Source organism: Enterococcus sp. AZ140, assembly GCF_051714405.1.
GTDB classification, from domain to species: domain Bacteria; phylum Bacillota; class Bacilli; order Lactobacillales; family Enterococcaceae; genus Enterococcus_B; species Enterococcus_B pernyi.
The window spans coordinates 1,495,975-1,520,692 of sequence record NZ_JBIORU010000001.1 but is presented as its reverse complement, the minus strand read 5'-3'; the positions used below and the strand labels follow the sequence as shown (position 1 = coordinate 1,520,692).

At 39.0% G+C, this 24,718-nt stretch carries 24 protein-coding genes; 21 read left to right on the top strand and 3 right to left on the bottom strand.

Annotation, left to right across the window (positions count from 1 at the left end; genetic code table 11):
* Window positions 1-57: 57 nt before the first annotated feature.
* The 12 genes from IGJ39_RS07075 to IGJ39_RS07020 all read left to right on the top strand — a co-directional run bounded on the left by IGJ39_RS07075 (window position 58) and on the right by IGJ39_RS07020 (window position 13,553).
* Window positions 58-1,824: a glycoside hydrolase family 13 protein gene (locus IGJ39_RS07075; RefSeq protein ID WP_019723258.1), complete on the top strand. Its 1,767-nt coding sequence runs from the start codon at window positions 58-60 to the stop codon at window positions 1,822-1,824.
* 98 nt (window positions 1,825-1,922) lie between these two features.
* On the top strand, window positions 1,923-3,182 hold the full coding sequence (locus IGJ39_RS07070) for an extracellular solute-binding protein (RefSeq protein WP_065095839.1): 1,260 nt from the start codon (window positions 1,923-1,925) through the stop codon (window positions 3,180-3,182).
* Window positions 3,183-3,326: 144 nt separating this feature from the next.
* Window positions 3,327-4,625: a carbohydrate ABC transporter permease gene (locus IGJ39_RS07065; protein WP_010735424.1), complete on the top strand. Its 1,299-nt coding sequence runs from the start codon at window positions 3,327-3,329 to the stop codon at window positions 4,623-4,625.
* A gap of 2 nt (window positions 4,626-4,627) precedes the next feature.
* A complete protein-coding gene (locus IGJ39_RS07060) occupies window positions 4,628-5,479 on the top strand; it encodes a sugar ABC transporter permease (RefSeq protein ID WP_010735425.1) in 852 nt (283 codons plus the stop codon).
* 12 nt (window positions 5,480-5,491) lie between these two features.
* A complete protein-coding gene (locus tag IGJ39_RS07055; protein ID WP_195339283.1) occupies window positions 5,492-6,313 on the top strand; it encodes a maltodextrose utilization protein MalA in 822 nt (273 codons plus the stop codon).
* Between the two features lie 176 nt (window positions 6,314-6,489).
* Window positions 6,490-7,656 carry an SAM-dependent methyltransferase gene (locus IGJ39_RS07050; protein WP_195339282.1) on the top strand — a complete coding sequence of 389 codons (1,167 nt, stop codon included), beginning with the start codon at window positions 6,490-6,492 and terminating at the stop codon, window positions 7,654-7,656.
* 180 nt (window positions 7,657-7,836) lie between these two features.
* Window positions 7,837-8,478, top strand: a complete 642-nt coding sequence (locus tag IGJ39_RS07045) for a PepSY domain-containing protein (protein WP_195339281.1) — start codon at window positions 7,837-7,839, stop codon at window positions 8,476-8,478.
* Between the two features lie 83 nt (window positions 8,479-8,561).
* Entirely contained in the window at window positions 8,562-9,503 is a 942-nt protein-coding gene (locus tag IGJ39_RS07040; protein ID WP_195339280.1) for a dihydroorotate oxidase, read from the top strand.
* A 146-nt stretch (window positions 9,504-9,649) separates the two neighbouring features.
* The gene (locus tag IGJ39_RS07035) at window positions 9,650-11,107 is read left to right on the top strand and encodes an amidase (protein ID WP_195339279.1); all 1,458 of its coding nucleotides are present in this window, start codon (window positions 9,650-9,652) and stop codon (window positions 11,105-11,107) included.
* A gap of 266 nt (window positions 11,108-11,373) precedes the next feature.
* Window positions 11,374-12,063: a hypothetical protein gene (locus IGJ39_RS07030; protein ID WP_066025015.1), complete on the top strand. Its 690-nt coding sequence runs from the start codon at window positions 11,374-11,376 to the stop codon at window positions 12,061-12,063.
* A 7-nt stretch (window positions 12,064-12,070) separates the two neighbouring features.
* Window positions 12,071-13,033, top strand: a complete 963-nt coding sequence (locus IGJ39_RS07025; RefSeq protein ID WP_065095832.1) for a sce7725 family protein — start codon at window positions 12,071-12,073, stop codon at window positions 13,031-13,033.
* 13 nt (window positions 13,034-13,046) lie between these two features.
* A complete protein-coding gene (locus tag IGJ39_RS07020; protein WP_195339278.1) occupies window positions 13,047-13,553 on the top strand; it encodes a GNAT family N-acetyltransferase in 507 nt (168 codons plus the stop codon).
* Window positions 13,554-13,583: 30 nt separating this feature from the next.
* Here the strand turns inward: IGJ39_RS07020 and IGJ39_RS07015 are convergent, their stop codons facing one another.
* Together IGJ39_RS07015 and IGJ39_RS07010 are read right to left on the bottom strand one after the other, a co-directional pair.
* Complete coding sequence (locus IGJ39_RS07015; protein WP_195339277.1) at window positions 13,584-14,144, bottom strand: guanylate kinase; 561 nt, start codon at window positions 14,142-14,144, stop codon at window positions 13,584-13,586.
* A gap of 169 nt (window positions 14,145-14,313) precedes the next feature.
* Window positions 14,314-15,495, bottom strand: a complete 1,182-nt coding sequence (locus tag IGJ39_RS07010; RefSeq protein WP_065095829.1) for a NupC/NupG family nucleoside CNT transporter — start codon at window positions 15,493-15,495, stop codon at window positions 14,314-14,316.
* Window positions 15,496-15,631: 136 nt separating this feature from the next.
* On the opposite strand from IGJ39_RS07010, the gene IGJ39_RS07005 reads away from it, so the two are divergent.
* Window positions 15,632-15,766 (top strand): hypothetical protein, encoded by a 135-nt coding sequence (locus tag IGJ39_RS07005; RefSeq protein ID WP_019724499.1) that lies wholly within the window; start codon window positions 15,632-15,634, stop codon window positions 15,764-15,766.
* 138 nt (window positions 15,767-15,904) lie between these two features.
* On the opposite strand, the gene IGJ39_RS07000 is transcribed toward IGJ39_RS07005, so the two are convergent.
* Window positions 15,905-17,407, bottom strand: coding sequence for a DUF1846 domain-containing protein (locus IGJ39_RS07000; protein ID WP_010735436.1), 1,503 nt, complete (start codon window positions 17,405-17,407; stop codon window positions 15,905-15,907).
* 159 nt (window positions 17,408-17,566) lie between these two features.
* Here IGJ39_RS07000 and IGJ39_RS06995 point away from each other — a divergent pair, with 159 nt between their 5' ends.
* The 8 genes from IGJ39_RS06995 to IGJ39_RS06960 all read left to right on the top strand — a co-directional run bounded on the left by IGJ39_RS06995 (window position 17,567) and on the right by IGJ39_RS06960 (window position 24,496).
* Window positions 17,567-17,758 (top strand): hypothetical protein, encoded by a 192-nt coding sequence (locus tag IGJ39_RS06995; protein WP_010735437.1) that lies wholly within the window; start codon window positions 17,567-17,569, stop codon window positions 17,756-17,758.
* A gap of 191 nt (window positions 17,759-17,949) precedes the next feature.
* Entirely contained in the window at window positions 17,950-18,828 is an 879-nt protein-coding gene (locus IGJ39_RS06990) for a hypothetical protein (protein WP_019723217.1), read from the top strand.
* The gene (locus tag IGJ39_RS06985; RefSeq protein WP_019723216.1) at window positions 18,828-19,904 is read left to right on the top strand and encodes a hypothetical protein; all 1,077 of its coding nucleotides are present in this window, start codon (window positions 18,828-18,830) and stop codon (window positions 19,902-19,904) included. Before IGJ39_RS06990 ends, IGJ39_RS06985 begins: the two co-directional genes overlap by 1 nt.
* A 116-nt stretch (window positions 19,905-20,020) precedes the next feature.
* The gene (locus tag IGJ39_RS06980; RefSeq protein WP_019723215.1) at window positions 20,021-20,413 is read left to right on the top strand and encodes a DUF4430 domain-containing protein; all 393 of its coding nucleotides are present in this window, start codon (window positions 20,021-20,023) and stop codon (window positions 20,411-20,413) included.
* 30 nt (window positions 20,414-20,443) lie between these two features.
* Entirely contained in the window at window positions 20,444-21,418 is a 975-nt protein-coding gene (locus IGJ39_RS06975; protein ID WP_438764360.1) for a cation diffusion facilitator family transporter, read from the top strand.
* Window positions 21,419-21,685: 267 nt separating this feature from the next.
* Window positions 21,686-22,465: an AzlC family ABC transporter permease gene (locus IGJ39_RS06970; protein ID WP_019723213.1), complete on the top strand. Its 780-nt coding sequence runs from the start codon at window positions 21,686-21,688 to the stop codon at window positions 22,463-22,465.
* Entirely contained in the window at window positions 22,458-22,775 is a 318-nt protein-coding gene (locus tag IGJ39_RS06965; RefSeq protein WP_019723212.1) for an AzlD domain-containing protein, read from the top strand. Before IGJ39_RS06970 ends, IGJ39_RS06965 begins: the two co-directional genes overlap by 8 nt.
* Before the next feature lie 128 nt (window positions 22,776-22,903).
* The gene (locus IGJ39_RS06960; RefSeq protein ID WP_019723211.1) at window positions 22,904-24,496 is read left to right on the top strand and encodes a polysaccharide biosynthesis protein; all 1,593 of its coding nucleotides are present in this window, start codon (window positions 22,904-22,906) and stop codon (window positions 24,494-24,496) included.
* Window positions 24,497-24,718 lie beyond the last annotated feature (222 nt).

The window sequence follows — 24,718 nt, the reverse complement described above, 5'->3', positions numbered from 1 at the left end:
TCGGTTAGTTATCTTTTATAGTTGTTTTTGTTAACTGAAAGACAAGGGAGGACTGAAATGAATACTGCAGCAATTTATCATCGACCCGAAAGTGAATTTGCTTATTTATACAGTGATACAACGATGCGGATTCGCTTACGTACAAGTAAAGATGATGTCAAACAAGTTTCTGTGATCAGCGGAGATCCATATACGATTTTCTCAGAAAATTGGTATTTAAAAGAACAACCAATGAAAAAAGGATTAAGTACACTTCTTCATGATTACTGGGAAATCGAGTTGACGAGTGATACTAGACGATTGCAATACGGTTTTCACATCGTGGGAATTGATGGGATGGATTGTTTTTACGGAGACCAAGGAATATTCCCTTATCAAGAAGAAACATTGGCGAATGCAAACTATTATTTCCGTATGCCATATTTTCAACAAATCGATCGCTTCAAAGTACCTGAATGGGCAAAACAAACGATTTGGTATCAAATATTTCCTGAACGCTTTGCGAATGGTGATCCAACAAATGATCCTAAAGGTACGTTGCCTTGGGGAAGTAAAGACCCCGATCGAGAAGATTTCTTTGGCGGAGATCTTCAAGGGGTGATCGATCATCTCGATTACCTAGCTGATTTAGGAATCACAGGGATTTATTTCTGTCCTGTTTTTGAAGCAACCTCGAATCACAAATATGACACGATCGATTACTATGCGGTCGATCCACAATTTGGTGATAAAGAGTTATTGAAAGAGTTAATCACAAAAGCGCATGATAAAGGAATCCGAATCATGCTGGATGCCGTGTTCAATCATATGGGTAGTCATGCACCACAATGGCAAGATGTGATCGAAAATGGCGAGAAATCCCGCTACAAAGACTGGTTCCACATCCATTCATTTCCAGTGGATGCCTATCAAATGACAGATGTTCCTGAAACAGCCGAAAATCTGGCATATGATACGTTTGCTTTTACGCCATTTATGCCTAAGCTCAATACAGCAAATCAAGAAGTACAAGATTATTTATTAGATATTGCCACGTATTGGGTCAAGGAATTTGATATCGATGGGTGGCGGTTAGATGTAGCAAATGAAGTGGATCATCATTTTTGGAAGAAATTCAGAGAAGCGGTCACTACGATCAAACCTGATATTTATATTTTAGGCGAAATCTGGCATTCTTCTCAAGCTTGGTTACAGGGCGATGAATTCCATGCGGTGATGAACTACGCCTTTATGGATTCGATCAAAGACTATTTCGTCCATAAAAAAATCACACCCACTCAAATGGTCAGTGGCATGAATCATCAGCAAATGCTTTATCGTGATCAAGTCAATGAAGGGACATTCAATTTATTGGATTCTCATGATACAGCCAGAATCTTGACTTTGTGTAAAGAGGACAAGGAACTGATGAAATCAGTGTTAGCTTTCATGTTCTTACAAAAAGGAGCGCCTTGTATCTACTACGGAACAGAAATCGGCATGACAGGTCATGATGATCCTGACTGTCGAAAATGTATGGTCTGGGAAAAGGACCAGCAAGATCTTGAATTGCAGGGGTTCGTCAAAGAATTGATCTGTGTGCGTAAACAAGTGCAACAAGTGTTGATTGAAGGGGATCTGACTTGGCGCTCGGTCGACGATAAAAACGAACAAATTCACTTGACTCGTCATCTCGATCAGCAAACCATTCATGCTTATTTCAATCAAGGAACAGAACCGTACTTGGTCGATTTAGAAAATGATGTTTTATTCAGCCAAAATTGTGACATCTTAAAAGACGGCAAAGCTGAAGTCCAAACGAATGGATTTTTGATCCTTTGTTAAGTTGTTATCGGTAACATAGAGAAAGCGTTTGCAAATCAAGCTTTTGTAAACATATAATCAAATTGTAAGAGGAATAGAATAGAATCGGAGGAAAAAAAATGAGTAAACAGTTGCTAAAAAAAATCGGGTTAGGTGCATTATCTTTAGGGTTTATCGGGGGACTTGCTGCCTGTGGTAATGGCGGGTCTTCAACTGCAGCAAATGAAGAAGATGGAAAAACATTAACGATTTCTGTCGATTCTGGCTACAAAGATTATGTCAATGAGATCAAAACAAAATTTGAAGAAGATAACGATGTAAAAATCAAGTTAGTCGAAAAAGACATGTTCGAACAATTAGAATCGCTTGCGTTAGATGGTCCTGCAGGAAAAGCACCAGATGTCATGATGGCAGCTTATGACCGGATCGGAGCATTAGGACAACAAGGACATTTGGCAGAAGTGAAATTGGGGAACGAAGCAGATTACAATGATACGGATAAAGCTCAAGTAACGTACGAGGATAAAATCTATGGAGCTCCGGCAGTTATCGAGACACTAGTTTTATACTATAACAAAGATCTAGTTGACACTGCACCGACAACTTTCAAAGATTTGGAAGCGTTAGCAAAAGATGAACGTTTCAATTTTGAATCTGAAGAAGGAACGAATACAGGATTTTTAGCAAAATGGACTGATTTTTATTATTCATATGGCTTGATTTCTGGTTACGGTGGATATGTATTTGGTGAAGATGGAACAGACCCATCTGAAATTGGGTTAAACAATGCAGGAGCAGTAGAAGGAATCACTTATGCTACAGATTGGTTCCAAAATGTTTGGCCTAAAGGAATGCAAGATATCAAGAGTGCTGGCGACTTTGTCAACCAACAGTTCATGTCAAACAAGGCAGCAGCGATTATCGATGGCCCATGGCAAGCACAAACTTATCAAGAAAACGACCTCAATTATGGCGTATCAAAAATCCCAACATTGAATAATGGTGAATCTTATCAACCATTTGGTGGAGGAAAAGGTTGGGTCGTAAGTAACTACTCTAAGAATAAAGAAGTGGCTCAAAAATGGTTAGATTATGTAACCAATACAGAAAACCAAGAAAAATTCTTTGAGATGGTCAACGAAGTACCAGCCAATCAAGCGGCTCGTGAAACAGCAAAAGGCACAAATGATGAATTGACGACTGCAGTTATCGAACAATATGAAACAGCACAAGCAATGCCAAATATTCCAGAGATGGCAGAAGTTTGGACAGGCGCAGAAAACTTGATGTTTGATGCTGGTTCAGGCAGAAAAACACCAAAAGAATCGGCTGACGACGCGGTGAAGACGATCAGCGAAGCAATTGAGCAAAAATATTAATTAGATCATCAAAAAGGTTGGAGCTGTGAAGGAAATTGCTTCTCAGCTCCATGTTTTACCTTTGATGAACGTGAGATGATTTTATAGAAAAGGCGCTTCAACATACAGCACCTGTTTTTAGTATCAAGAGGGGGGAACAACACCATGCAACAAGAAGATACAGCGGTCAATGTCAAAGGCACGATGTTACGTTCGATCATTCCAGGACTGGGTCAATTTGCAAATGGTCAAGTATTTAAAGGGGTCGTATTTTTAGCACTATTTATCGGATTTATCATCCAAATGGTTTTAGGTGGTTTTCAATCCTTAATAGGTTTAGTTACCTTAGGGAGTGTCCCAATGGAAGATCACTCATTATTTATGTTGATCCAAGGAACTTTGCAATTGATTGTGACAGCCTTGTTTTTATTTTTTTATTTCATCAATCTAGTAGATGCAAAACGTGTCGCAGTCATGAGAAAAGAAGGGAAAAAGATCAATCGAACAATGAAGGAAGTCATACATAATGTGGGTGATGAAGGCTTTCCTTATCTCTTGACGCTTCCAGCGTATCTATTGATGATTTTCACGATCATCTTTCCGGTTCTAGTGACATTATTTACAGCATTTACAAACTATGATTTCCAACACATCCCACCAGCAAGTTTGATCGACTGGGTGGGAGCAGAAAACTTCTTCAGTATTTTCTTTTTAAGTTCTTATCGAAATACATTTGTTGCTGTGTTCTCTTGGACCGTCATCTGGACGCTTTGTGCCACTACTTTACAAATCACGTTAGGCGTATTCACAGCAGTGATCGCGCACCAGAAATTTATCAAATTCAAACGTGTTTTTGGAATTATTTTCCTTTTACCATGGGCAGTCCCAGCATTTATCACGATCATGAGTTTTTCAAACATCTTTAACGATAGTGTGGGAGCGATCAACACGCAAGTTATTCCATTCTTGAATAATATCCCCTTTGTAGATATTGCCTCCGTTCCTTGGAAAACTGATCCGAACTGGACAAAAGTCGCAATCATCTTGATACAAGGCTGGTTAGGTTTTCCTTACATCTATGTGATGGTCACAGGGATCTTACAATCGATTTCTGAAGATCTTTACGAAGCAGCAAAAATCGACGGTGCGAATGCTTGGCAGCGCTTCTCAAGTATCACGTTGCCAGCAATCTTTCTTGTAGCAGCACCAACGTTCATCACACAGTATACAGGGAACTTCAATAACTTCTCCATGATCTACCTCTTCAATAATGGGGGACCGGGAAGTGTCGGTGGTGGTGCAGGATCAACAGATATCTTGATTTCGTGGATCTATAAATTGACCACGGGGACCTCGCCACAGTATTCGATGGCTTCTGCGATCACGCTGATCATTTCGATGATCGTCATTGCCGTTTCTCTGTTGGTATTCAAGAAAACTAATGCGTTCAAAATGGAGGACTAGTCATGAAAAAATTTAGTACAAGTGCTAAGTTCCAACGGAGACTTTCGCATTTCTTTACTTATGTGTTTTTGATCCTATTGTCGATCATTATCATCTATCCGTTATTGATCACAGCTAGTACTGCTTTCAAACCAGGGAATATTGCTGCTTTTAGTTTGGATTTCTCCGGTGATTGGACCTTAAATAATTTTTCTCGCTTATTCAATGAAACCTTGTATGGCACGTGGTATAAAAATACGTTGATCATTTCTGTTTTAACGATGGTCATTCAAGTAACTGTTGTGACACTTGCTGGTTATACGTATAGTCGTTATCGTTTCATCGGAAGAAAATCAAGTTTGATGTTCTTTCTAGTGATCCAGATGGTACCAACGATGGCAGCATTGACCGCTTTTTATGTGATGGCCTTTCTATTAGGTGCATTGGATCGTTATTGGTTCCTGACAATGATCTATATCGGTGGGGGAATCCCAATGAACACTTGGCTGATGAAAGGATACTTCGATACAGTCCCAATCGATTTAGATGAATCAGCTAAATTGGATGGTGCAGGACACTTTAGGATTTTCTTGCAAATCGTCTTACCATTAGTCAAACCAATGATCGCAGTCCAAGCGCTTTGGGCATTTATGGGACCATTTGGTGACTTCATGTTGGCACGTTTCCTACTTCGTACGCCTGAAAATCAAACAGTCGCAGTTGGATTACAAACCTTTATTTCTGATGTAACCAACCAACGCGTTTCTCTGTTTGCGGCGGGAGCAATCTTGATTGCTGTACCAATATGTTTATTGTTCTTCTTTTTACAAAAAAACTTTGTGACCGGACTGACATCAGGCGGGACCAAAGGTTAGGAGTCGTTTGCTATGGATAAATTCCCACTCAATTACTTTTCAAGCTTAAGAAGTCCAAAACAGTTGTTTTTAGGTAGAAAACAACTCACTTGGCCAAAATTTATCGTGATCTTTCTGTTTCTAATTTCTTTTATGGTCATGCCGATTACTTTATTTTATACGAATCAAGTCTCGGCGATCCCGATGGAACAATTCTTATCGGTGAATACGTTGATCGATCAGGAAGGGGTGGCACGCTTACGTGAACTACAACTTACGAACGGTCGCTTAACAGCTGACTCTGAGATCATCAGTGTAACAAACGATGTCATCATCGGAACAGCACTGACGCCAGAAAAAATGGCAGAAAGAGGAGCCGCAATCAATTTTGAAGAGACCAGCTGGACGATCCGTCAAGAAGAGGATGGACAAACACGAGAATACAATATGTCATATCCCTCCTCATTTGATTTTATGAGAATAACAAGTCCTAAAGAGTTTGAACAGTTTTTAGAGAATGAATTTTATGCGAGTAATCGACCGATGATCATTTTATCTTACAGTTTGACGTTAGGTATTTTATTGTTTATCATGACTGGCTTGATTTTGTTCGGCGCTGCCTTCTTTTTATGGCTAACAAGAAAAAGCAAATTCTCTTCTATAAAAAACTTTAAAGAGAGCGCAAATTTGATGTTGAATGTTCTAGGTGTGAGTTCGATAATTGCTGGTTTTGTCGGTTTTATCCATTTTGATTTTGTCTTGATGATGGGCATCCAGTCGACCATAGCCGTTTTATTGTTACTATGGATTTTCGCTAAAACTGGCTTCAAAGATTCAAAAGCGATCCAAGTCTGATCGAATCAAAAAATGAAGAATGTAAGAGGGAAAGCAGAAATGTCTTCCTCCTTACATTCTTTATTTTTGTGTTTCTGAAATTTTCAAAAAGCTTTTATTTATTACCTGTAATCTGTTGATTCTTTGACGAAATAGGTATAACGTAATAGTGTAATTTTTGTTTTAGGAGGATCATTATGTTAGAAAAAACAATTTATCATCAACTATTTTCGCACTCTTTTTCACTTCCAGTAGAAGTCACGTATTGGGATGGAACGACGAAGCAGTATGGGGATACCGATAACCCTCCACAAATCAAAATCACGTTCAATGAAGAGATCCCAATCAAAGAGTTGACGAAAAATGCTTCTCTTTCTTTAGGGGAAGCTTATATGGATCATCGCATTGAAATCGAAGGGAATATCCAATCATTGATCAACGATGCATACAGTCATACCGATAGTTTCTTGCGTAGCAAAGATTATCTGAAGTGGTTACCAAAAAAAGAGAAACACACAAAGCAACAAAATAAAGCGGATATCCATGCTCATTACGACCTAGGTAATGATTTTTATCGCTTATGGCTTGATTCAACGTTGACGTATTCTTGTGCTTATTTCAAAACTCCAGAAGATAGTTTGGAGCAAGCACAGATCAATAAAGTCCATCATATTTTAGATAAGCTATTTATCAAAGAAGGGGAATCCCTCTTGGATATTGGTTGTGGCTGGGGAACGTTACTATTTACTGCGGCAAAAGAATATCATGTCAAAGCGACTGGTATTACTCTCAGTGAAGAACAATACAACTTCATCACCAATAAAATCAAAGAAGAGCATCTAGAAGACCAATGTCGTGTGTTTCTAATGGATTACCGTGAGTTGAAAGGGGAGACTTTCGATCATATCACCAGTGTGGGGATGTTCGAACACGTAGGGTCAGAAAATCTACCTGAATATTTCAAAGTAGTCAAAGATTTGTTGAAACCTAAAGGAACTGCTTTGATCCATGGAATCAGCCGACAACAAGGTGGTGCAACGAATGCGTGGATCAATAAATATATTTTCCCTGGCGGTTATGTACCAGGTGTGACGGAACTGATTAAGGATATCACGGAAAACGATCTACAAGTGATCGACTTAGAAAGTTTACGTCGTGATTACCAATGGACATTACAACATTGGACGCAACGTTTCCATGTGGTTCAAGAGCAGGTGACTCAGGAGATGGGTGATCGGTTCTATCGTATGTGGGATCTTTATTTACAAGCCTGTGCCGCATCTTTTGAATCGAGCAATATCGATGTGATCCAGTACTTGTTAGTCCATCCAGGGAACAATTCGATCCCAATGCATCGGAAATAACTAACTAATATTTGTTTTTTTATTTAAATGAAAAGAACCTGTTTTTACTTTTTTACGTAAAAACAGGTTCTTTTTTAGTTGTAAAATCAGACTATAGACTGATTTTTCATGGTATCGGCTGACAGTATTCACTCTTTTCGTTATACTGAGAATAGATACCTAATAAAAAGGAGAATTGTTATGAAATCAAAAGTTATTTTTACAGGCTTATTTTCTTTACTACTTTTGGCGGGGTGCCAGCCAAACCAAACAACTTCCCCATCAAGTACGACCAATCAGTCGTCAGAAACAACTGTAACCTCTACGAACAAGTCAGAAGACTCTAGCACATCCGCTGGTTCTACGGATTCATCCTCTTCACAAACAGCAAACCCTGATATTCAAGTTTCTGCGGATCGTGCGATTGAATTATTCCAAAACAAATACCCAGATGCAGCCATCACTAGCTTAGAACTCGATAGTGATTGGGGAAGCTACTTCTACAAAATTGAAGGTGTCGATGATCAAAACGAATATTCAGTGAAAATCAATGCGATGGACGAAAAACTTGAGGCAGAGAATCCAGAGCAATTAGATCGTGACGAACAAAACGGCAAGAAAAAATCAGAAGACGGCTTAGATGTCAGCAATCTGATCTCGATCGAAGAAGCTGGGAAAATCGCGGTTGAAAAAGTTGGCGCTGGAACTGCTACAGATTGGGACCTTGATAAAGAATTAGGAACTACTTACTGGGATGTTAAAGTGAAAAATGGCAACCAAACGACAAATGTAAAAATCAATAGTCAAACAGGAGAAGTATTGTCTTCAGAAATCGATGATTGATCGAACATTCGATAAATTTTTGTTGATTTTGTTCGCTTAAATGATACACTAGAAAAAACGCTTTATTAAAAGGAGAGAATAACTTGAGCTTAACGACTACTTTCTTAAATCATTCTTTTGAAAATCCCTTGATGAACGCTTCTGGTGTCCATTGCATGACTACAGCGGAATTAGATGAACTTGCACATTCGAATGCGGGGGCGTTCATTACAAAAAGCTGTACCATCAATGAGCGAGCAGGAAACCCTGAACCTCGTTATTATGATGTGCCACTGGGGAGTATCAATTCAATGGGCTTACCAAACTTAGGTTTTTCCTATTATCTGGATTATGCATTGGCCTACGAGAAAGAGCATGGACAAGAACAACCATTGTTTTTCTCGATTGCCGGTATGAGTGCAGAGGAAAATCTGGAAATGTTGAAGTTGATCGAAGAAAGTGATTACCAAGGGATCACTGAGCTGAATCTTTCATGCCCGAACGTTCCAGGAAAACCGCAGCTAGCTTACGATTTCGAGGCAACAGCAGCTTTATTGAAAGAAGTCTTTCAAGTGTTCTCAAAACCGTTGGGAATCAAACTTCCTCCTTATTTTGATTTCGCCCACTTTGATCAAATGGCGGAAATCTTGAATCAGTACCCGATCGCCTATGTGAACTCGATCAACAGTGTGGGAAATGGCCTTTATATCGATACTGAGAGTGAAACAGTCGTCATCAAACCAAAAGATGGTTTTGGTGGACTTGGAGGCGAATATATCAAACCTACTGCGTTAGCGAATGTCCGGGCATTTTATACCCGCCTGAAACCAGAGATCAAAATTATCGGTACTGGCGGTATCCGCAATGGACAAGATGCTTTTGAGCATTTATTATGCGGCGCAAGTATGTTACAGATCGGTACGGAACTTCACAAAGAGGGAGTAGCTATTTTTGAACGTATCAGTAAAGAATTAGAGACGATCATGGCGGAAAAAGGCTACCATTCAATCGACGAATTTAGAGGGAAATTACGCTCGATGTCGTAATACCTCTTTCATTCTTATAACTAGAGTAGAACACTTGAAGCATTCAGCTGCTTCAAGTGTTTTTCTATTTAGAATAAGAGACTAAGCGTAAACATTGTTGCTTTTTCTGTCATATGAGAAAATAACCGTAACTGAGGAGGGAGAGCATGAAAGATGCAACATATCTTGCGAATGGTTTAAAAACTAAGCAATTCAGCTCGGAAGAACTTTTTACAGAAACAAAGCGAAAAATTGAAAAGCTCAATCCAGAAATCAACGCATTTGTCACACTTGAATCACTTGATTTCCAATCAAATGTAAAACCACCACGATTGGAGAGTGATTCGCTATTAGCAGGAATACCATTTCCTTTAAAAATGCTAGGACAAGAAAAAAAAGGCTGGTTGGCAACTTCTGGTTCACGGATTTTTGAACAACACCGAGCGTCTAAAAATTCGAATTATGTCCAAGCAGTTGAAAAAGCTGGTTTGGTTCCATTTGGACAAACGAATGCACCTGAATTTGGCTTTAAGAATATTACCGATCCACAATTATATGGCCCAGCACGAAACCCATGGAACTTGGCATACTCTCCAGGAGGATCAAGTGGCGGAGCTGCAGCGGCAGTTGCGGCAGGGATCGTTCCTATGGCAGGTGCCAGTGACGGGGGTGGTTCGATCCGTATTCCAGCCTCATTTTCTGGCTTGATCGGCTTGAAGCCATCAAGAGGAACAATGCCGGTTGGTCCAAATGCTTGGCGAGGCTGGCAAGGAGCGGCAATTGATTTCGGACTAACGATTTCCATGAGAGATACAAAAGCGTTGTTCCAAGCACTACAAGGAATCAGTAGTGGGGCGCCCTATCAAGTCACACCAGCATTTTGGCAACAGCATCCAGTGAAGGAACGGTTGAAAATCGCTGTCTGTGTTGATTCACCGATCGGCTCGAAGGTGAGCGAAGAAGCTCAAATCGCTATTAAAAAAGCGCAGCAGTTTCTAGAACAATCAGGACATGAAATCGTTGAGATTCCTTATCCTTTAGATGGACGTACATTGATCAACTCCTATTATCAAATGAATGGTGCTGAAACGGCAGCAATGATCGAGTCGATCGAAAATGGGTTGCAGCGGGGGATAGAAAGCAACGAGCTAGAACCAATCTCATGGACATTATGGCAATATGGTAAAAAACTTTCTGCAGCAGACTATGTGCAATCATTGCACGTATGGGATCATGCAGCTGTCACAATGGAAAGCTTGTTTGAGTCCTTTGATTTGTTTCTTTCGCCAACCACTGCGGATACTGCGCCTAAAATCACAGCTGACTTACAAAGTGACTTGATCCGTCAGCAGATGGCTGATGTCCCTCATTTATCGGCAGATGAAGGGTTGGCAGTCGTGTCAGCGATGTTTGAAGAGAGCTTGACAATCACTCCTTATACACAATTAGCGAACTTAACTGGGCAACCTGCAATCAGTCTGCCTACACATGTTAGTGAACAAGGATTGCCACTAGGGATTCAGTTTATGGCTGCCAGAGGAAGAGAAGACTTACTGTTTCAGATTGGTGAATTATTTGAAAAACATGGTTTGTTTTATCTTCCGTCAGGAATCGAGCAAGCGTAAGAGATCAACAGAACAAATGAATCGTGCGATTTTTAATACGGAATAGCAAACAGGTAGAAGAATTTATCGTTAAGTCGATCGATCAATAAAAAAACGAGTGCAATTGAAAAGACGAAAAATGTGATGTTTGAGCTGCATTTTTCGTCTTTTCTATGTTGCTTTTTTTATTGTTAGACAAGTAGCATACAAAAAAATAAAATGGTAGTTGGATTATCTTGGCTTTTCAGGTAGAATGAAAAGCGAAAGTATGTTCGGAGGTGAAATGTATGAAAACTCCTTTAACGATCGAGCTGGAATCATCGTTGTATCATTATTGTATCGAACAGGGAGGGATCGTGGTCGAGGAAGTGACAATGCCTGAGGATCATGGAATCGTGGATACTTTAAGTTGTCTGATGAAATTTGACGGAACAAGAGAATGGCGCTGTTATGAATTAAAAGTCACAAAAGCTGATTTTCGCTCAACTGCTAAATTATCCTTTGTCGGTCACTATAATTATTTTGTTTTACCAAAAAACTTATATGAAGAAGTCAAAAGTGAGATCCCACCAGAGATTGGTGTATTAGTTTATCGTTCGTATGCACTAGAAGAGGAAATGCCTGTTCCTGGAACTTTTATTATTGCAAAAAAAGCAATGCGTCGTGAGTTAGGTGTAGCAGAAGAGGCATTGACTAATCGTTTTATGGCTTCATTGTTTAGAGAAGTCAGAAAGGCCAAACAAATGGAACGGGGAGTAAAATATTTCCCTTCAGATCAGCTGTACAAAGAATTAAAAAAACGCTCAGAAACACAAGATCCCTTCTCAAAAGAACGCTACTATGAACGGTTTATTGAAGAAATTGAAAGTCAAGCAATCCATGATCTGCAAGAAGAAAATCGTGCCTTGCGACAAGAACAGGACTGGTTGCGCCAGCAACGTCATATTCGACGTCTGCCAACAGAACCATTGGAGTGAATAATATATGTATTATCCTTATTTACGTGGCAAACAATTCGATCTACTTGCATTAAAGGAAAGTTTGAATCGTGGACTTTTATCCACTAAGATTCAGCCAATCATCGAGCCAGTACGTGATTCGGCGACGCTAAAAAATGTTATCGAGTTGTTTCAAAAAAAGAATCATCCGCTGATTATCATAAATAATCCGCAAGTGGGTCAGTTCAAACTGTTCGATCAACCGATTCACACATGGGTGACCAGTGAAGATAGCTCGTTAGCAGAGGCAGAGATCATTACGCCGAGCAATTATGAAAGAATGATTGAATCACCCCCGCCATTCATTATTTTTGATGGACAACATCAACCTAGAGAAAATGCGATTTGGCAAGCTTTGAACAAAACTAATGCGACATTTTTCATTCCTGATTCTAGTCGCTTACGCATGCAATTGCCTGAGAATAAAATCATTGTCCGTGATCAATTTCAAACGAGACGGCATGTGGAAAATTATGCAGAAAAAAATGATGATTTTTTTAGCGATGATCATCTTTTCTTTCAAATGGATGGCTATCATGGGTTTTCCGATTTTACGATCGAAGGCAGTCGTTACTTCGATAAAGGATTTCCCAGTCGAGCGTTGGCCTTGCATATTACATACGTCGATGCTTATGGGAATATGCGAATCAAACACTTCGTTTCAGATACCAATGATTCCGCAAAAGATCAAGCATTGAAATTTATGGAAGCAGCCAATAAAATGTATGGTTGGTTGATGAGGAACCATCAACAAATTTATATCACGGAAGGATTACTTGAGCTTGTCAGCTTGTATCGCCAACAAAAATTCCCTGGTCTGGGAGTTTTGAAGAAATGGACATTGTTACATCATCTTGAATTAGTTAGTCAGCTCTTAGATCATCCGACAGACTGGTTACGCAGTGGTTCAAGAATAGACAAGCTATACAAATTGATCACAGATCAATAAAAGGAGCAGAGATATGTATCTTAGAAAAACTACATTAGATGATTTGCCGAGAGTGTTGCAAATCATCGATCAAGCTGCAGCATACCTTGCTGAGCAAGGATTGCCTCAATGGCAAGGAGATCAAAAACCATCAAAAGAACGAATCATCGAAGACATTGAAAGGCAGGAAAGCTTCGTCTTGATTGACGAAGAAGACATTGTTGGCACTGCGGCGCTTGTTGCAGGCATTGATCCGGTCTATACAGCAATTGCCGGAAATTGGGAGGGGAGAGAGCCGTATCTTTCCATCCATCGAGTTGCTCTTGATCAAAACGTAAGAGGGAAAAGACTTGGAAAACAATTATTAGAACATTTATTGACCGTTGCCACATGTCAAGGAATCAAGGACGTTCGGATCGATACGTTTCCCACTAATCACCCAATGGAAAAAACGATATACTCGGCAGGTTTTCATTATCGTGGCATGATTGAATTTCCATTCCCACACGGAGAAAGAAAAGCTTATCAAAAATTATTGTGAAGTGCTCAAAACTAAAAGCAAGCCAACTGTTCAGCGATGATCCGCTGCATGGATGGCTTGCTTTAAATTTTTTGTTTCGATTTCTAACGTCTGATTATTTTCAAATGAGATCAAGGTAGGTATAAGTGTTAATTTTTCAAGTTCTTTTTGATCTTTTTCAAAGAGAGCGAGCCGTTGCCTGATTTTATCTGGTGAGTCGCCGCGAAATACAAATCGTTCATACAACTTTTCTTTTGCTACTGTGATGAAGACAGGGACGATACAACGACCAAATTGTTCATACAAGTGCCAAAAACCTGGGGCTGTAAGGACCGTGAAGCAGTCACCCTGTGTAAGCTTCGTTGAGATCTCTTGTTTACTTGAGCCATAATAGTGATCGGCGTACCGATCCCATTCGGCAAATTCCTGATGGGCGATCATTTCTTCAAAGGTCTCTTGAGAAACAAAATGGTAATCAAGGTGATTTTTTTCATTTTTTCGTGGGGGGCGGGTCGTATACGTAATGATCTTTTGTTGTGGAGAAAAAATTGCATGAGCGAGTGTCGTCTTTCCGGAACCAGAAGGCCCAATAAATACATAACATTTATTCATAGGAAATATTCCTTTCTATAGTGACATGATCAAAGACATGTTTATAACTAATATATACCGAAAAGTGGAAATCTGACATTTAAAGTAAAAAAACTTAACTAATTTAAACAGGCCATCTGTTCAAACCAGCCAAGTTCAGTATACTTAAGACTCTAGATAAAAGATAGCTTTACACCAGTATTCCGGTAACAATTGCGCTTAAAAAGCTGACTAATGAAGCGGTGAACAAAATTTTCAATCCATGTTTTGCTACAAGATTACCTTTTTCTTCATTCAACCCTTTCATTGCCCCTGAAATGATCCCAATTGAAGAGAAGTTCGCAAATGATACTAAGAAGACTGATAAGATAGCGGTGGTACGTTCTGTAAATTCAAAAGTCCCAGTCGATAATTCAGTCATTGCTACAAACTCATTTGTCACAAGTTTTGTTGCCATGATACTACCGGCATCAACCGCTTCTTTCCAAGGAATCCCACTGATAAATGCAAATGGCGCAAAAATATACCCTAAAATCTGTTGGAATGTAATCCCAAAAATCCCGTTGAACAAGGCATTGATCATAGCAATCAAAGCAACAAAACCGATCAACATTGCAGCCACTGTGATTGCGACATGGAAACCATCTAAAATATATTCGCCTAACATTTGGAAAAATGTTTGTTCTTTGTCTTCTTCAATCACTAATTCATCTTCTTTTTCGTCCAACTCATAAGGATTGACGATCGAAGCAAGAATATACCCACCAAAAAGATTCAACACTAAAGCAGTGATCACGTATTTTGAATCAATCAATGCCATATAGGAACCAACGATGGACATCGAAACTGTGGACATTGCGGAAACACTCATCGAGAACAGACGCTTTTCTGTTAAGAAAGGCAGTTCCTTTTTGATGGAGATAAAAACTTCTGATTGGCCTAAAATCGCTGAAGCCACACCATTATAAGATTCTAATTTACCCATTCCGTTGATTTTACTCAATCCTAAACCGACTGCTTTCATAAATAAAGGAAGAATCTTGATGTAACGCAAAATCCCAATAATTGCAGAAATAAAGACGATTGGCATCAACACATTCAAGAAGAATGGGGCACTTCCAACGTTTGCTACACCCCCAAACACGAAATTGACACCTTCACCGGCAAATGCCAATAAGTGATCAAATAGCTTGGCTAGCATCGCAACAACCGCTGTACCAAAAGTCGTACGCAGTAAAACAAACCCAAACGCAAATTGCAAAACGAGCATGATGATCAATGGTTTGCGTTTGATGGCTTTTCGATCGCTACTGATCAAAACCGCCAACCCAAAAATTAAAAGTAAACCTATTATTCCAATAAACTGACTCAAAAAAATCACTCCTTACCAAATTCCGTTTAATTCTACATGTTATTTTTAAAGAATACGAATCTTTTGAGAGAAATTTCATGAGATTTTTAGACTAAAGCGTATACATGTAAGAGAACGGAGAGATAGGTGTCTTATAATGAATAGAAGTCGCTCTGGGAATCCTAAATTGTTGATTTATCTAGCGGTTGTGGCATATACGTATGTTTACTTGGAAGATGTATATTATCAGGACTTGTTAGACGAGCAACAACTTTACTTTATTTATTTTTAAAACAGGAAAGTCTGACACAGAAGCTGCTTCTCCAAAAAACAAAGGGTACCCACAAAAATTGGAACAATTTTCATGGATACCACCTTATTTATCGAGGTAACTTCTATTTTTCTATTTTAGCTATCATCGAAGAATTATTTATTGATAATACAAGTTTTCTGAAGGGTAAACAGGCGCACTAGTGATGTCGATACCTAATTGTTTCAGGTTTTGTTCATCATTCTTATTGATCATCACAGTTGAATGTGCTTGCGCACCTTCAAGTTCTGCTAATTTTTCATAAGCAACTTGTGCAATTGGATTAGTCACTGCACTGATTGATAAAGCAATCAACACTTCATTGAGATTGAGTGTATCGATCGAAGAGTGCAATGCCTTGCTTTTAAGTCCTTGGATCGTTTCCAAGACAAGCGGCGATAACAACGGAATGTCATCAGAGATATGGGCGAGATATTTGATCGCATTCAAGACAACAGCAGCCGAAGCATCCATTAATTGACTTGTCCGACCTGTAAGGATCACTTGATCAGGAAGTTCGATCGCGATCACTGCCATCGGTTCAGTACTTGCCGCTTGGCTAGTTTTTGCATACTCATGAGCAGGGGTCACGACTTTACGGTCTTCTGGACGTAAACCGACTTCCTCCATGATCAATTTGATACGATTGACGGCATCTTCATCTGTCAAACCTTTTTTAAAGTCACAAGCCGTTTGGAAATAGCGTCTGATGATCTCTTGTTTCGATGCTTCCTGTACGACTTCATCATCCGTGATACCGAAGCCTACGCGGTTGACGCCCATATCAGTAGGAGACTGGTAGACCGATTCCTTACCAGTGATTTTTTCGATGATCCGTTTAATGACTGGGAAAGTCTCCACATCACGATTGTAGTTGACTGCCACCTTATTATAGGCATCAAAATGAAAAGAATCGATCATATTGACATCTTTCAAATCGACTGTTGCTGCTTCATAGGCAATGTTCAAGGGATGTTTCAATGGAACATTCCAAACAGGGAAAGTCTCAAATTTAGAATAACCTGCTGCATTGCCTTTTTGGCTTTCGTGATAGAGTTGATTCAAGCAAGTAGCTAATTTACCGCTACCTGGACCTGGTGCTGTCACGACAACGATCGGTTTGGTTGTTTCGATGTATTCGTTCTTGCCGAAACCATCTTCTGAAACGATCTTTTCGACGTTGATCGGGTAGTCCTCGATTTCAGCGTGTTTATAGACTTTGATATTGCGACGCTCTAATTTGTTGATAAATACTTTAGTTGCTGGCTGTCCGTTATACCGGGTGATTACTACACTATTGATCGATAATCCATATCCTCGTAATTCATCGATCAAACGTAAGATATCCATATCATAGGTAATCCCATAATCACCACGAATCTTATTCCGCTCGATATCACCGGCATACACACAAATCAAAATCTCCGCTTGATCACGTAACTTTTGTAATAATTTGATTTTAGCATCTTCTTCAAATCCAGGTAAGACACGTTTGGCATGCTTATCATCGACTAATTTCCCACCAAATTCTAGATACAACTTATCATAATGATGAACGCGTTCAAGGATATACGCAGATTGCTCTTCGATATACTTTTCTGAGTCAAAACCTATTTTTTTCACTTGTTTCCCTCCTTAGCTACTCTCGCATTTTTTCATTTTTTGAAGGTTTCGTCAACTATCAATTAAGTATATAAAGAAATTTCAAAGAAAAAACAAAAGAAACATGCTTGTCTCAGAAGGCATTCATTGGTATGATAGGTTTGATAAGGAAGGTGTCCTATGAAAAAAAGACAAAAAAAGAAAAACGCGTACAAACAGTATATACGCTCAATTTTTACAGGATATGAGCATATGCTAGAAGATAGTGAACTAAATGAATTAAAGTTCTCTTACTTAAATGAAGAAACATTACTTACACGAGATGAAAACCAACGCATCCATTTTACAACAAGAGATTTACCCAAAAAATAAAACTAAGAGCGGGGAATCGCTGACCCGCTCTTTTATGTTTTCTAACTTTCAATTAATACGAGTAAAAGTAATTTTTGTTCTAAGTCAGCGCATACTTAGTAACACTTTTTTCTTAGAAAATGATACTATTGGATTACATAGAATAATTGATGGAAAATTGATGCGTTCAAAAGCAAGAGGAGGCCAGTAAGATGATAGACCCACAGACGAACGAACATTATGATGAAAACGAACAAGAGGAAGCATCTTCGTTTTACGATATCAAAGAAAAAGCAAGTATGAATCTTTCACAATTATTAGAAGATCTGCAAGCTTTTGAACAAGCTGTCCGCGAGGAGAATATTCCCGCAATCTATCAGTTATACAATGGACGCTTGAACGATGAGCTTAAAAAAAGCTCAAATGAAAATCATGAGATCGATCAGCTGTTGATGCGGAAGATCCATGACCGTTTCTTGCAAGAATTTCCCTTTATGAAACATACAGAGACCATCTCTCCGACGATGTGTTATTACCAGATCGGCACCTATTTTCATGAACGAGCAACGATTGGGATCGATGCCAGCTTACCTGAAATCTTTGTATTACCGCAAATCGATGAAGAATGGGAGAACTATGCGACGCAACAAACCCATGATTTTGATAAAAAAATCAATGAGTTAGAGGCAAAAGTGATCACTGCAAAAACAGAGATCGAGCGTTTAGAAGAGGCCATCAAAGAGATCGATCAGCAAATCACTGACTTAGATGATACGAAAGGTTTCTTGAATCGTAAAAAAATAGACGAAGAAATCCAAGCGTTAGAACAAAAGAAACAAGCACTTGAAAATGAAAAATTAGGTTGGTTGCCTTATATCGAAGAACCAGAAAAAATCCAAAAACAAAAGCAAACCTTATTACATGAAGAAAAAGCGGACCAGCTACGCGCTGCGATCGTTGAAAAAGAACAACGTCAAATCAAAAAATATTTTGGTGACATGGAAGGTTTCAGACAGTCGATCCATCGTTTCTTGATGTCGTATCTTGGCAGTGAAAACCCTGAAATAGTAGAAGAGGGAGGGGACGAGTGATGACAAAACAAGAAGAGTTAGACCTACAAGAAGTAACAGCTGAAAATCATGGAACGACCGAGCCAGTAGAAGAAACATCAAGCACCGACAAAGAGTTGGCGAATGAAGTAGAAGAAATTCGCGAAGAAGCCAAAATCCACGAAAAAGAAAAAGTCGTCCCAAACTCGACGAATCAAACAGATAATGAACGTTCAACGATCGAGCAAGCGGTCAATGAAAACCAAGCATATCTTTCTGGTAAACAAAATGATCACGAAGACATCGTTGACTTGATTGCAGCCGCAGAAGAAGAGTTGGCCGATTTACGATTACGTAAATATTTGATCGAAGCGGATTTCAATGAGTTATTGGTCGCCTATCATCGCTATGTGTTAGAAGATACACCGATTTCTGCCATTGCTAAGACAAGTTTGATCGAATACTTTGCCTACGAGATATTAAAACCATTGAATGATATTGGCTTGGAGTTATCCAAACAAGCATATGATGTATGGGAAACAAGATATTTTTCAATCAATTATAGTTTGACCCCACAAAAAGAATTGTTGTTCTCCTTTGTGTTACCAACGATCGACCAACGATACCAAGTAGAATCCATCAATTTGATGCGAGTATCCCCAGAACAAATGACGATCGAGATCGATGATGACCGAGTGTTAGCATTGATTCGTCATTGGTCTGTTGAACGCGTGTTCTCGGCTAGTCAGATCACGATTTTCAATCACAAGTTGAATCAATTATTTGCCTATGCACGTAAATTAGGTTTTACGGTGGATCAAACCTTGTTAGACAATACGAAGCCACTAAGATTAGATATTGCAAGTAAGTTTCCAGCTACGCAAGAAGTATTAGATGATATTTTTATTGTCACAATGAAAAATCCGCAGTATGATATGGAAAAATTGGATGACACGACTTATAAGGTGTTGCTGGATAAAGGTCAGTCGCTCCAAATTTCTCTTAAAGACACAACACAGACAGATCTAGCGATTTCTTCTGGTGACTATCATCGTTCAGTGATCGATTTCTTTATCAATTATGAATTTTTAGTACCTTTGATGGTCCGCAAAAATTGATGAAAAAGAGCAATCATGCCTTATATGCTTCAGAATGATCCATTCAGATGATCGATGAAAAAAGAGCCAAGGAATCGGGTTTCTCCTTGGCTTTTTTTATACTTAGGAGGGGGAAAATGAAAAGGATAGGAACCAGTTTACTCATTGTCTGTTCGATGTTGCTTTTCTTTACCGGTTGTACAAATCATGAGACAAAAAAAGCTGACCCAAAACCGTTATCCATGGTGACGAATGAAACAGCAACTATCACCTTGCAAGAAGATGGGGTTGATACCTTAGTAAAAAAAGTGACGTTCCATACAGGAGAAAATTTACTGGACGTGCTGGAACAAAACTTTAGTGTGGAAGAAGACAAAGGATTTATCACCTCGATCAATGGTCAGAGCCAAAATACCGAAGAGAAAAAATATTGGATGTTCAGTGTGGATGGTAAAAATACAAAAGTAGGCGCAAAAGAAACGATATTAAAAAATAATCAAACCGTCATCTTTAATTTAGATACTCTTTGATGTTGTTAAGAATGAAGGGAAGAAAAAGCAATGGAGAATTTGAAGAAGAGCGGAATGTTTTCTGTATTGGCAGCGTTAGGTGCCAACCTCTTAGTTGCGTTTAGTAAATTTATCGGTTATGCCATCAGTGGCAGTGCCGCTATGTTGAATGAAAGTATCCATAGTATCGTTGACTGTAGCAATCAGGTATTACTACTAGTCGGTGATAAACGTGCGAATCGTGGTCAAAGCGAATTACACCAATTTGGCGAAGGACGAGCAAAGTATTTTTTCAGTACGATTGTTGCCATGATGTTGTTTTTTGGTGGGGGCGCGCTAGGTGTGATGGAAGCTTTTGAAAAACTTACCCATCCCGCCCACGAAGTTGGTAATCCTTGGATCGTCATCCTGATTCTATTATTTGGTCTAGCTGTAGAAGGTAGTTCATTACGGATTGCGATGAAAGAAATCCGCGAATTGAACACTGAAAACCTTTCAACCATGGGCTTTTTACGCGAAAGTCGCCACAGTGAAATCCTCGTGATCTTCACCGAAGATCTCTGTGCTGTAATTGGTCTTGTTCTTGCTTTAGTCGGCACCGGATTGACCATGGTGACAGGGATTGCAGCTTTTGATGCCATCAGTGGACTATTGATCGGCTTTCTATTGATGGGTGCTGCTATCTTTCTGGCAAAAGAATTTTATAGTTTGATTATTGGCGAGAGCGTGACTACATCAGATTTGAAAAAGATCAAATTTGCTTTTGAGCGAAATGAAGTGAATCGCATCATTGATATCAAAACGGTGCATTTAAGTCCGACAGAGATTTTAGTTGCGGCAAAAATCGATCTATTTGAGAGTAAAGAATATCAAGTACACATGATCATCAATGATATTGAACGGACGATCCGTGAACAATTAAAGGATAAAAAAATCTATATTTACATTGAAACAGATAAATATGATCCAAATTATTCGCAAATAAAGAAAACACAAGAAAATATGATAGAGAACGTCGAGAAATAATTTAGAAACTATTGTTATTTTTTTACTTATAAAAAAGTTTGATGTCAAAAAAACAACTCGTTTATTTATAGTGTAAAATCATCTGAAAGGTAGGAGGAAAATGAATTTCCTCTTATCTTTTTCGATGATTTTTATTTTTTTTAATCGTTCTCCTTTGAAAATGAGAAAAATATCATGTTGTTTAACGATAAAACGGCTACATTTTTATTTATTTATGTTACAATTAGTCCGCTATTTATTTGTTGTAAATTGAAGGAGATATCGTTAATGAATAAACAGAAACGGGCGCCTTGGCAGGATTCGCTACATGCTTCGTTGCCACTTTGCCTTAGTTATATCCCAGTTGGGTTAGCTTGCGGAGTCTTACTGCAACAAGTTGGTTTTGATCCACTCTTAGCTGGTCTATTATCTATCTTAGTATTTTCTGGTGGCGCACAATTCTTAGTTGCCTCTATGTTAGCCACACAAGCGCCATTTTCAACTACACTTTTGATGGTTTTTTTCTTAGAACTACGGTATATTTTGCTAGGGTCGAGTCTTTCAGGCTTTATGAAGAAAGAAAAGCGATTCTTTTTAGCTGTGTTCTCTCAATCATTGAATGACGAAAATTATGCCGTCAACTATTTGAAGTATTCCACTGATCCCACTTGGGACAAGCGAAAAGCTTTATATGTCAATTGGTTTTCAATGGGGGCTTGGGCGATCAGCAACATGGTCGGAAATATTTTTGGATCAGTGATCCGCGTGGATACGGATTTGGTGCATTTTGCCTTAACTGCTATGTTTATTTTTATGTTCATCATGCAAATGAAAAATGCTTTACTCATCTTCACAGGGCTCTTTTCTGGGATACTCAGTGTCATATTCATGGTACTTTTCCAAAACACTTTCGGTTTGATCGTTGCAACATTGATTGCTTCTTCAGCAGGTTTTGTATTAGAAAGAGCCTTCAAGAAGGAAAAGGAAAAGAAATCCAGCAAAGAGACCCAACCTTTGAATGAGCCATTGTTCCATTTCCCAGAACAGGAGGTGCAACATCATGACTGAGTGGTACTTGTTGTTATTGGTGATCAGCTTATTTGTCGTTGCCTACATTCCACGAGTTTTTCCTATGCTTTATTTTACACATCGAAAAGTGCCTAAATGGTTTAGCGAATGGATGAAATATGTACCAGTTGCTTTGTTTGCAGCGTTAGCCTTCAAAGATGTTTTTATCACGCATGAACATTTAGATATTGCGTGGAACATCAAAATCGTTGCGATGCTATTTGTCGCAGGTGTTGCTTATAAGACTCGCTCAATGGCTTTGTCTGTCATTACAGGACTTGCTTCTGTGTTTTTATTATCAATGTTATAGAATTTCTTAAGCTTCTCCAAAAAATCGGGAAGCTTATTTTTTTGTTTTCCTGAACGAGTTGTCCTCCAAGTTTTTTTTGTTATAATAGGGAAGATGTTTATTCTAATAGAGATAGTTGAGGTTGACATATGAATAAGAAATTGATGCAAGGGACATTTTGGCTTACCTTTGCCAATCTACTCTGTAAAGTTTTAGGTGTCGTTTATTTGATTCCTTGGTTGAGCATGATGGGGAACAATCAAGATGGCATGTTAGCAACAACCCTTTATAATGTGGGCTATTTACCATATGGCCTTTTCCTGATGTTAGGTACAGTCGGGTTTCCAAATGCGATAGCAAAAAAAGTCGCGGTGGCGACGAAAAATGGAGATGAACAGGCTTGTCGGGTCATTTTTCGCAGTACGATCAATATCATGTTTGTTATCGGGATCATATCTGCCGTATTGATGTATTTGTTTGCTCCCGCTTTGGCGAAAATCAGTCCGATCTCGAATGTCGATAATGGTATTTTGGCGATTCGTAGTCTCTGTCCTTCCTTAGTAGCGATCCCAGTATTAAGTGCGATGCGAGGTTACTTCCAAGGGAAAAATCATCTTCGCCCTTACGGTACTTCCTTGATCATTGAACAGGTGATCCGTGTGATCGTGATCTTAGCTGGTACGTATTATTTGCGTGTGTTGACAGATGGCACGATTGTGCAAGCGGTATTGATCAGTACTGTTGCTTCTTTCTTTGGTGGACTAGCGGCTATTGGTCATATGTTTGTTGTCGGACGGCAAAACGATTATTTCCGTTTAAAAGATTTCTGGATCTCAAGTCGCTATTTCAAAAAAGACAATCGTTCTGCGTCTGTTTCGATCATTCGAGAAACCTTACCCTTCATCTATGTTGGTTCGGTGATCACGATCGTGCAAATGATCGATCAGGTGACGATGAAACCATTCTTACATTTATTCAGACCGGAAATTGCAGACCAACAACTCGAATTTTTGTTTAGTCGTGCATCAGTCAATCCGAACAAATTGACACTGATCTTGATTTCAATGGTCGGAACGGTCGCAATCAGTAGTCTGCCAATCCTAAGTACACTAGGAAAAAAAGACCGACTACAGATTGAAAAAACAGTCGGGGACAGCTTCTCGATTGCTTTATTGATCCTTTTGCCTTCTTTAGCAGGGATGTCCTTATTAGCAGGACCGTTATACACCTTGTTTTTTGGCTATGATCCAGAGAGTGTCGGCTACTTCCAAATGGCGCTTCTAGCTTCCTTGTTCTTCTCGTTGTTTACGATTTTATCGACGATGCTCCAATCATTGAATCATCATTTAGTTGCAATCAAACTGACAACGGAAGCCATTATTTTAAAAGTCGTATTCCAAGCGATTGGGTTAGCTTTATTTGGCGGATACGGAATGAGTTTATCTAATACAGTGGCTTTTGCTTTTGTGTTTGTTCGTGGGTATCTTTATTTATCAAAAGAATACCGCATCTCGCCATTCGCAAAGATCAGTCATTTCTTCTTGAAGACGTTTCGTTCGACAATGGCCATGTTGCTTCTGTGCTGCATTCTTTTCTTCGTTTTGAGTCTTTCCCTATCCATGACATCAAAAACGCATGCAGTCATTTATTGTGTGGTAATCGGAGGTGTCGGCGGCTTGACGTTTGCCTTTGCCCAATTTGGAAGAAACGCCATGCAAATGGTCAAGAATTTTAGACGATAAGGGGATACTGTGGCAAGTACCAGTGGTTCTATAGGTAACTAAGCGTGCAAGCTAATTTCAAATAGTAAGTCAGGACTTGAGAAATTTTTTTCTAGTCCTGGCTTTTATTTGTTCTAATAAACAATGAAAGTGATAAAAACCTTAGATTTTAATAAAAAACATGGGTTGCTTTTTCTATAATCCGGACAAAGGTTCAAATCTTTTCTTACTTATGATATAGTA

Coding starts and splice junctions, on each gene's coding strand:
- IGJ39_RS07075 (WP_019723258.1), top strand. CDS start 58: ATGAATACTGCAGCAATTTATCATCGACCCGAAAGTGAATTTGCTTAT.
- IGJ39_RS07070 (WP_065095839.1), top strand. CDS start 1,923: ATGAGTAAACAGTTGCTAAAAAAAATCGGGTTAGGTGCATTATCTTTA.
- IGJ39_RS07065 (WP_010735424.1), top strand. CDS start 3,327: ATGCAACAAGAAGATACAGCGGTCAATGTCAAAGGCACGATGTTACGT.
- IGJ39_RS07060 (WP_010735425.1), top strand. CDS start 4,628: ATGAAAAAATTTAGTACAAGTGCTAAGTTCCAACGGAGACTTTCGCAT.
- IGJ39_RS07055 (WP_195339283.1), top strand. CDS start 5,492: ATGGATAAATTCCCACTCAATTACTTTTCAAGCTTAAGAAGTCCAAAA.
- IGJ39_RS07050 (WP_195339282.1), top strand. CDS start 6,490: ATGTTAGAAAAAACAATTTATCATCAACTATTTTCGCACTCTTTTTCA.
- IGJ39_RS07045 (WP_195339281.1), top strand. CDS start 7,837: ATGAAATCAAAAGTTATTTTTACAGGCTTATTTTCTTTACTACTTTTG.
- IGJ39_RS07035 (WP_195339279.1), top strand. CDS start 9,650: ATGAAAGATGCAACATATCTTGCGAATGGTTTAAAAACTAAGCAATTC.
- IGJ39_RS07030 (WP_066025015.1), top strand. CDS start 11,374: ATGAAAACTCCTTTAACGATCGAGCTGGAATCATCGTTGTATCATTAT.
- IGJ39_RS07025 (WP_065095832.1), top strand. CDS start 12,071: ATGTATTATCCTTATTTACGTGGCAAACAATTCGATCTACTTGCATTA.
- IGJ39_RS07020 (WP_195339278.1), top strand. CDS start 13,047: ATGTATCTTAGAAAAACTACATTAGATGATTTGCCGAGAGTGTTGCAA.
- IGJ39_RS07015 (WP_195339277.1), bottom strand. CDS start 14,144: ATGAATAAATGTTATGTATTTATTGGGCCTTCTGGTTCCGGAAAGACG.
- IGJ39_RS07005 (WP_019724499.1), top strand. CDS start 15,632: ATGAATAGAAGTCGCTCTGGGAATCCTAAATTGTTGATTTATCTAGCG.
- IGJ39_RS06995 (WP_010735437.1), top strand. CDS start 17,567: ATGAAAAAAAGACAAAAAAAGAAAAACGCGTACAAACAGTATATACGC.
- IGJ39_RS06990 (WP_019723217.1), top strand. CDS start 17,950: ATGATAGACCCACAGACGAACGAACATTATGATGAAAACGAACAAGAG.
- IGJ39_RS06985 (WP_019723216.1), top strand. CDS start 18,828: ATGACAAAACAAGAAGAGTTAGACCTACAAGAAGTAACAGCTGAAAAT.
- IGJ39_RS06980 (WP_019723215.1), top strand. CDS start 20,021: ATGAAAAGGATAGGAACCAGTTTACTCATTGTCTGTTCGATGTTGCTT.
- IGJ39_RS06975 (WP_438764360.1), top strand. CDS start 20,444: ATGGAGAATTTGAAGAAGAGCGGAATGTTTTCTGTATTGGCAGCGTTA.
- IGJ39_RS06970 (WP_019723213.1), top strand. CDS start 21,686: ATGAATAAACAGAAACGGGCGCCTTGGCAGGATTCGCTACATGCTTCG.
- IGJ39_RS06965 (WP_019723212.1), top strand. CDS start 22,458: ATGACTGAGTGGTACTTGTTGTTATTGGTGATCAGCTTATTTGTCGTT.
- IGJ39_RS06960 (WP_019723211.1), top strand. CDS start 22,904: ATGAATAAGAAATTGATGCAAGGGACATTTTGGCTTACCTTTGCCAAT.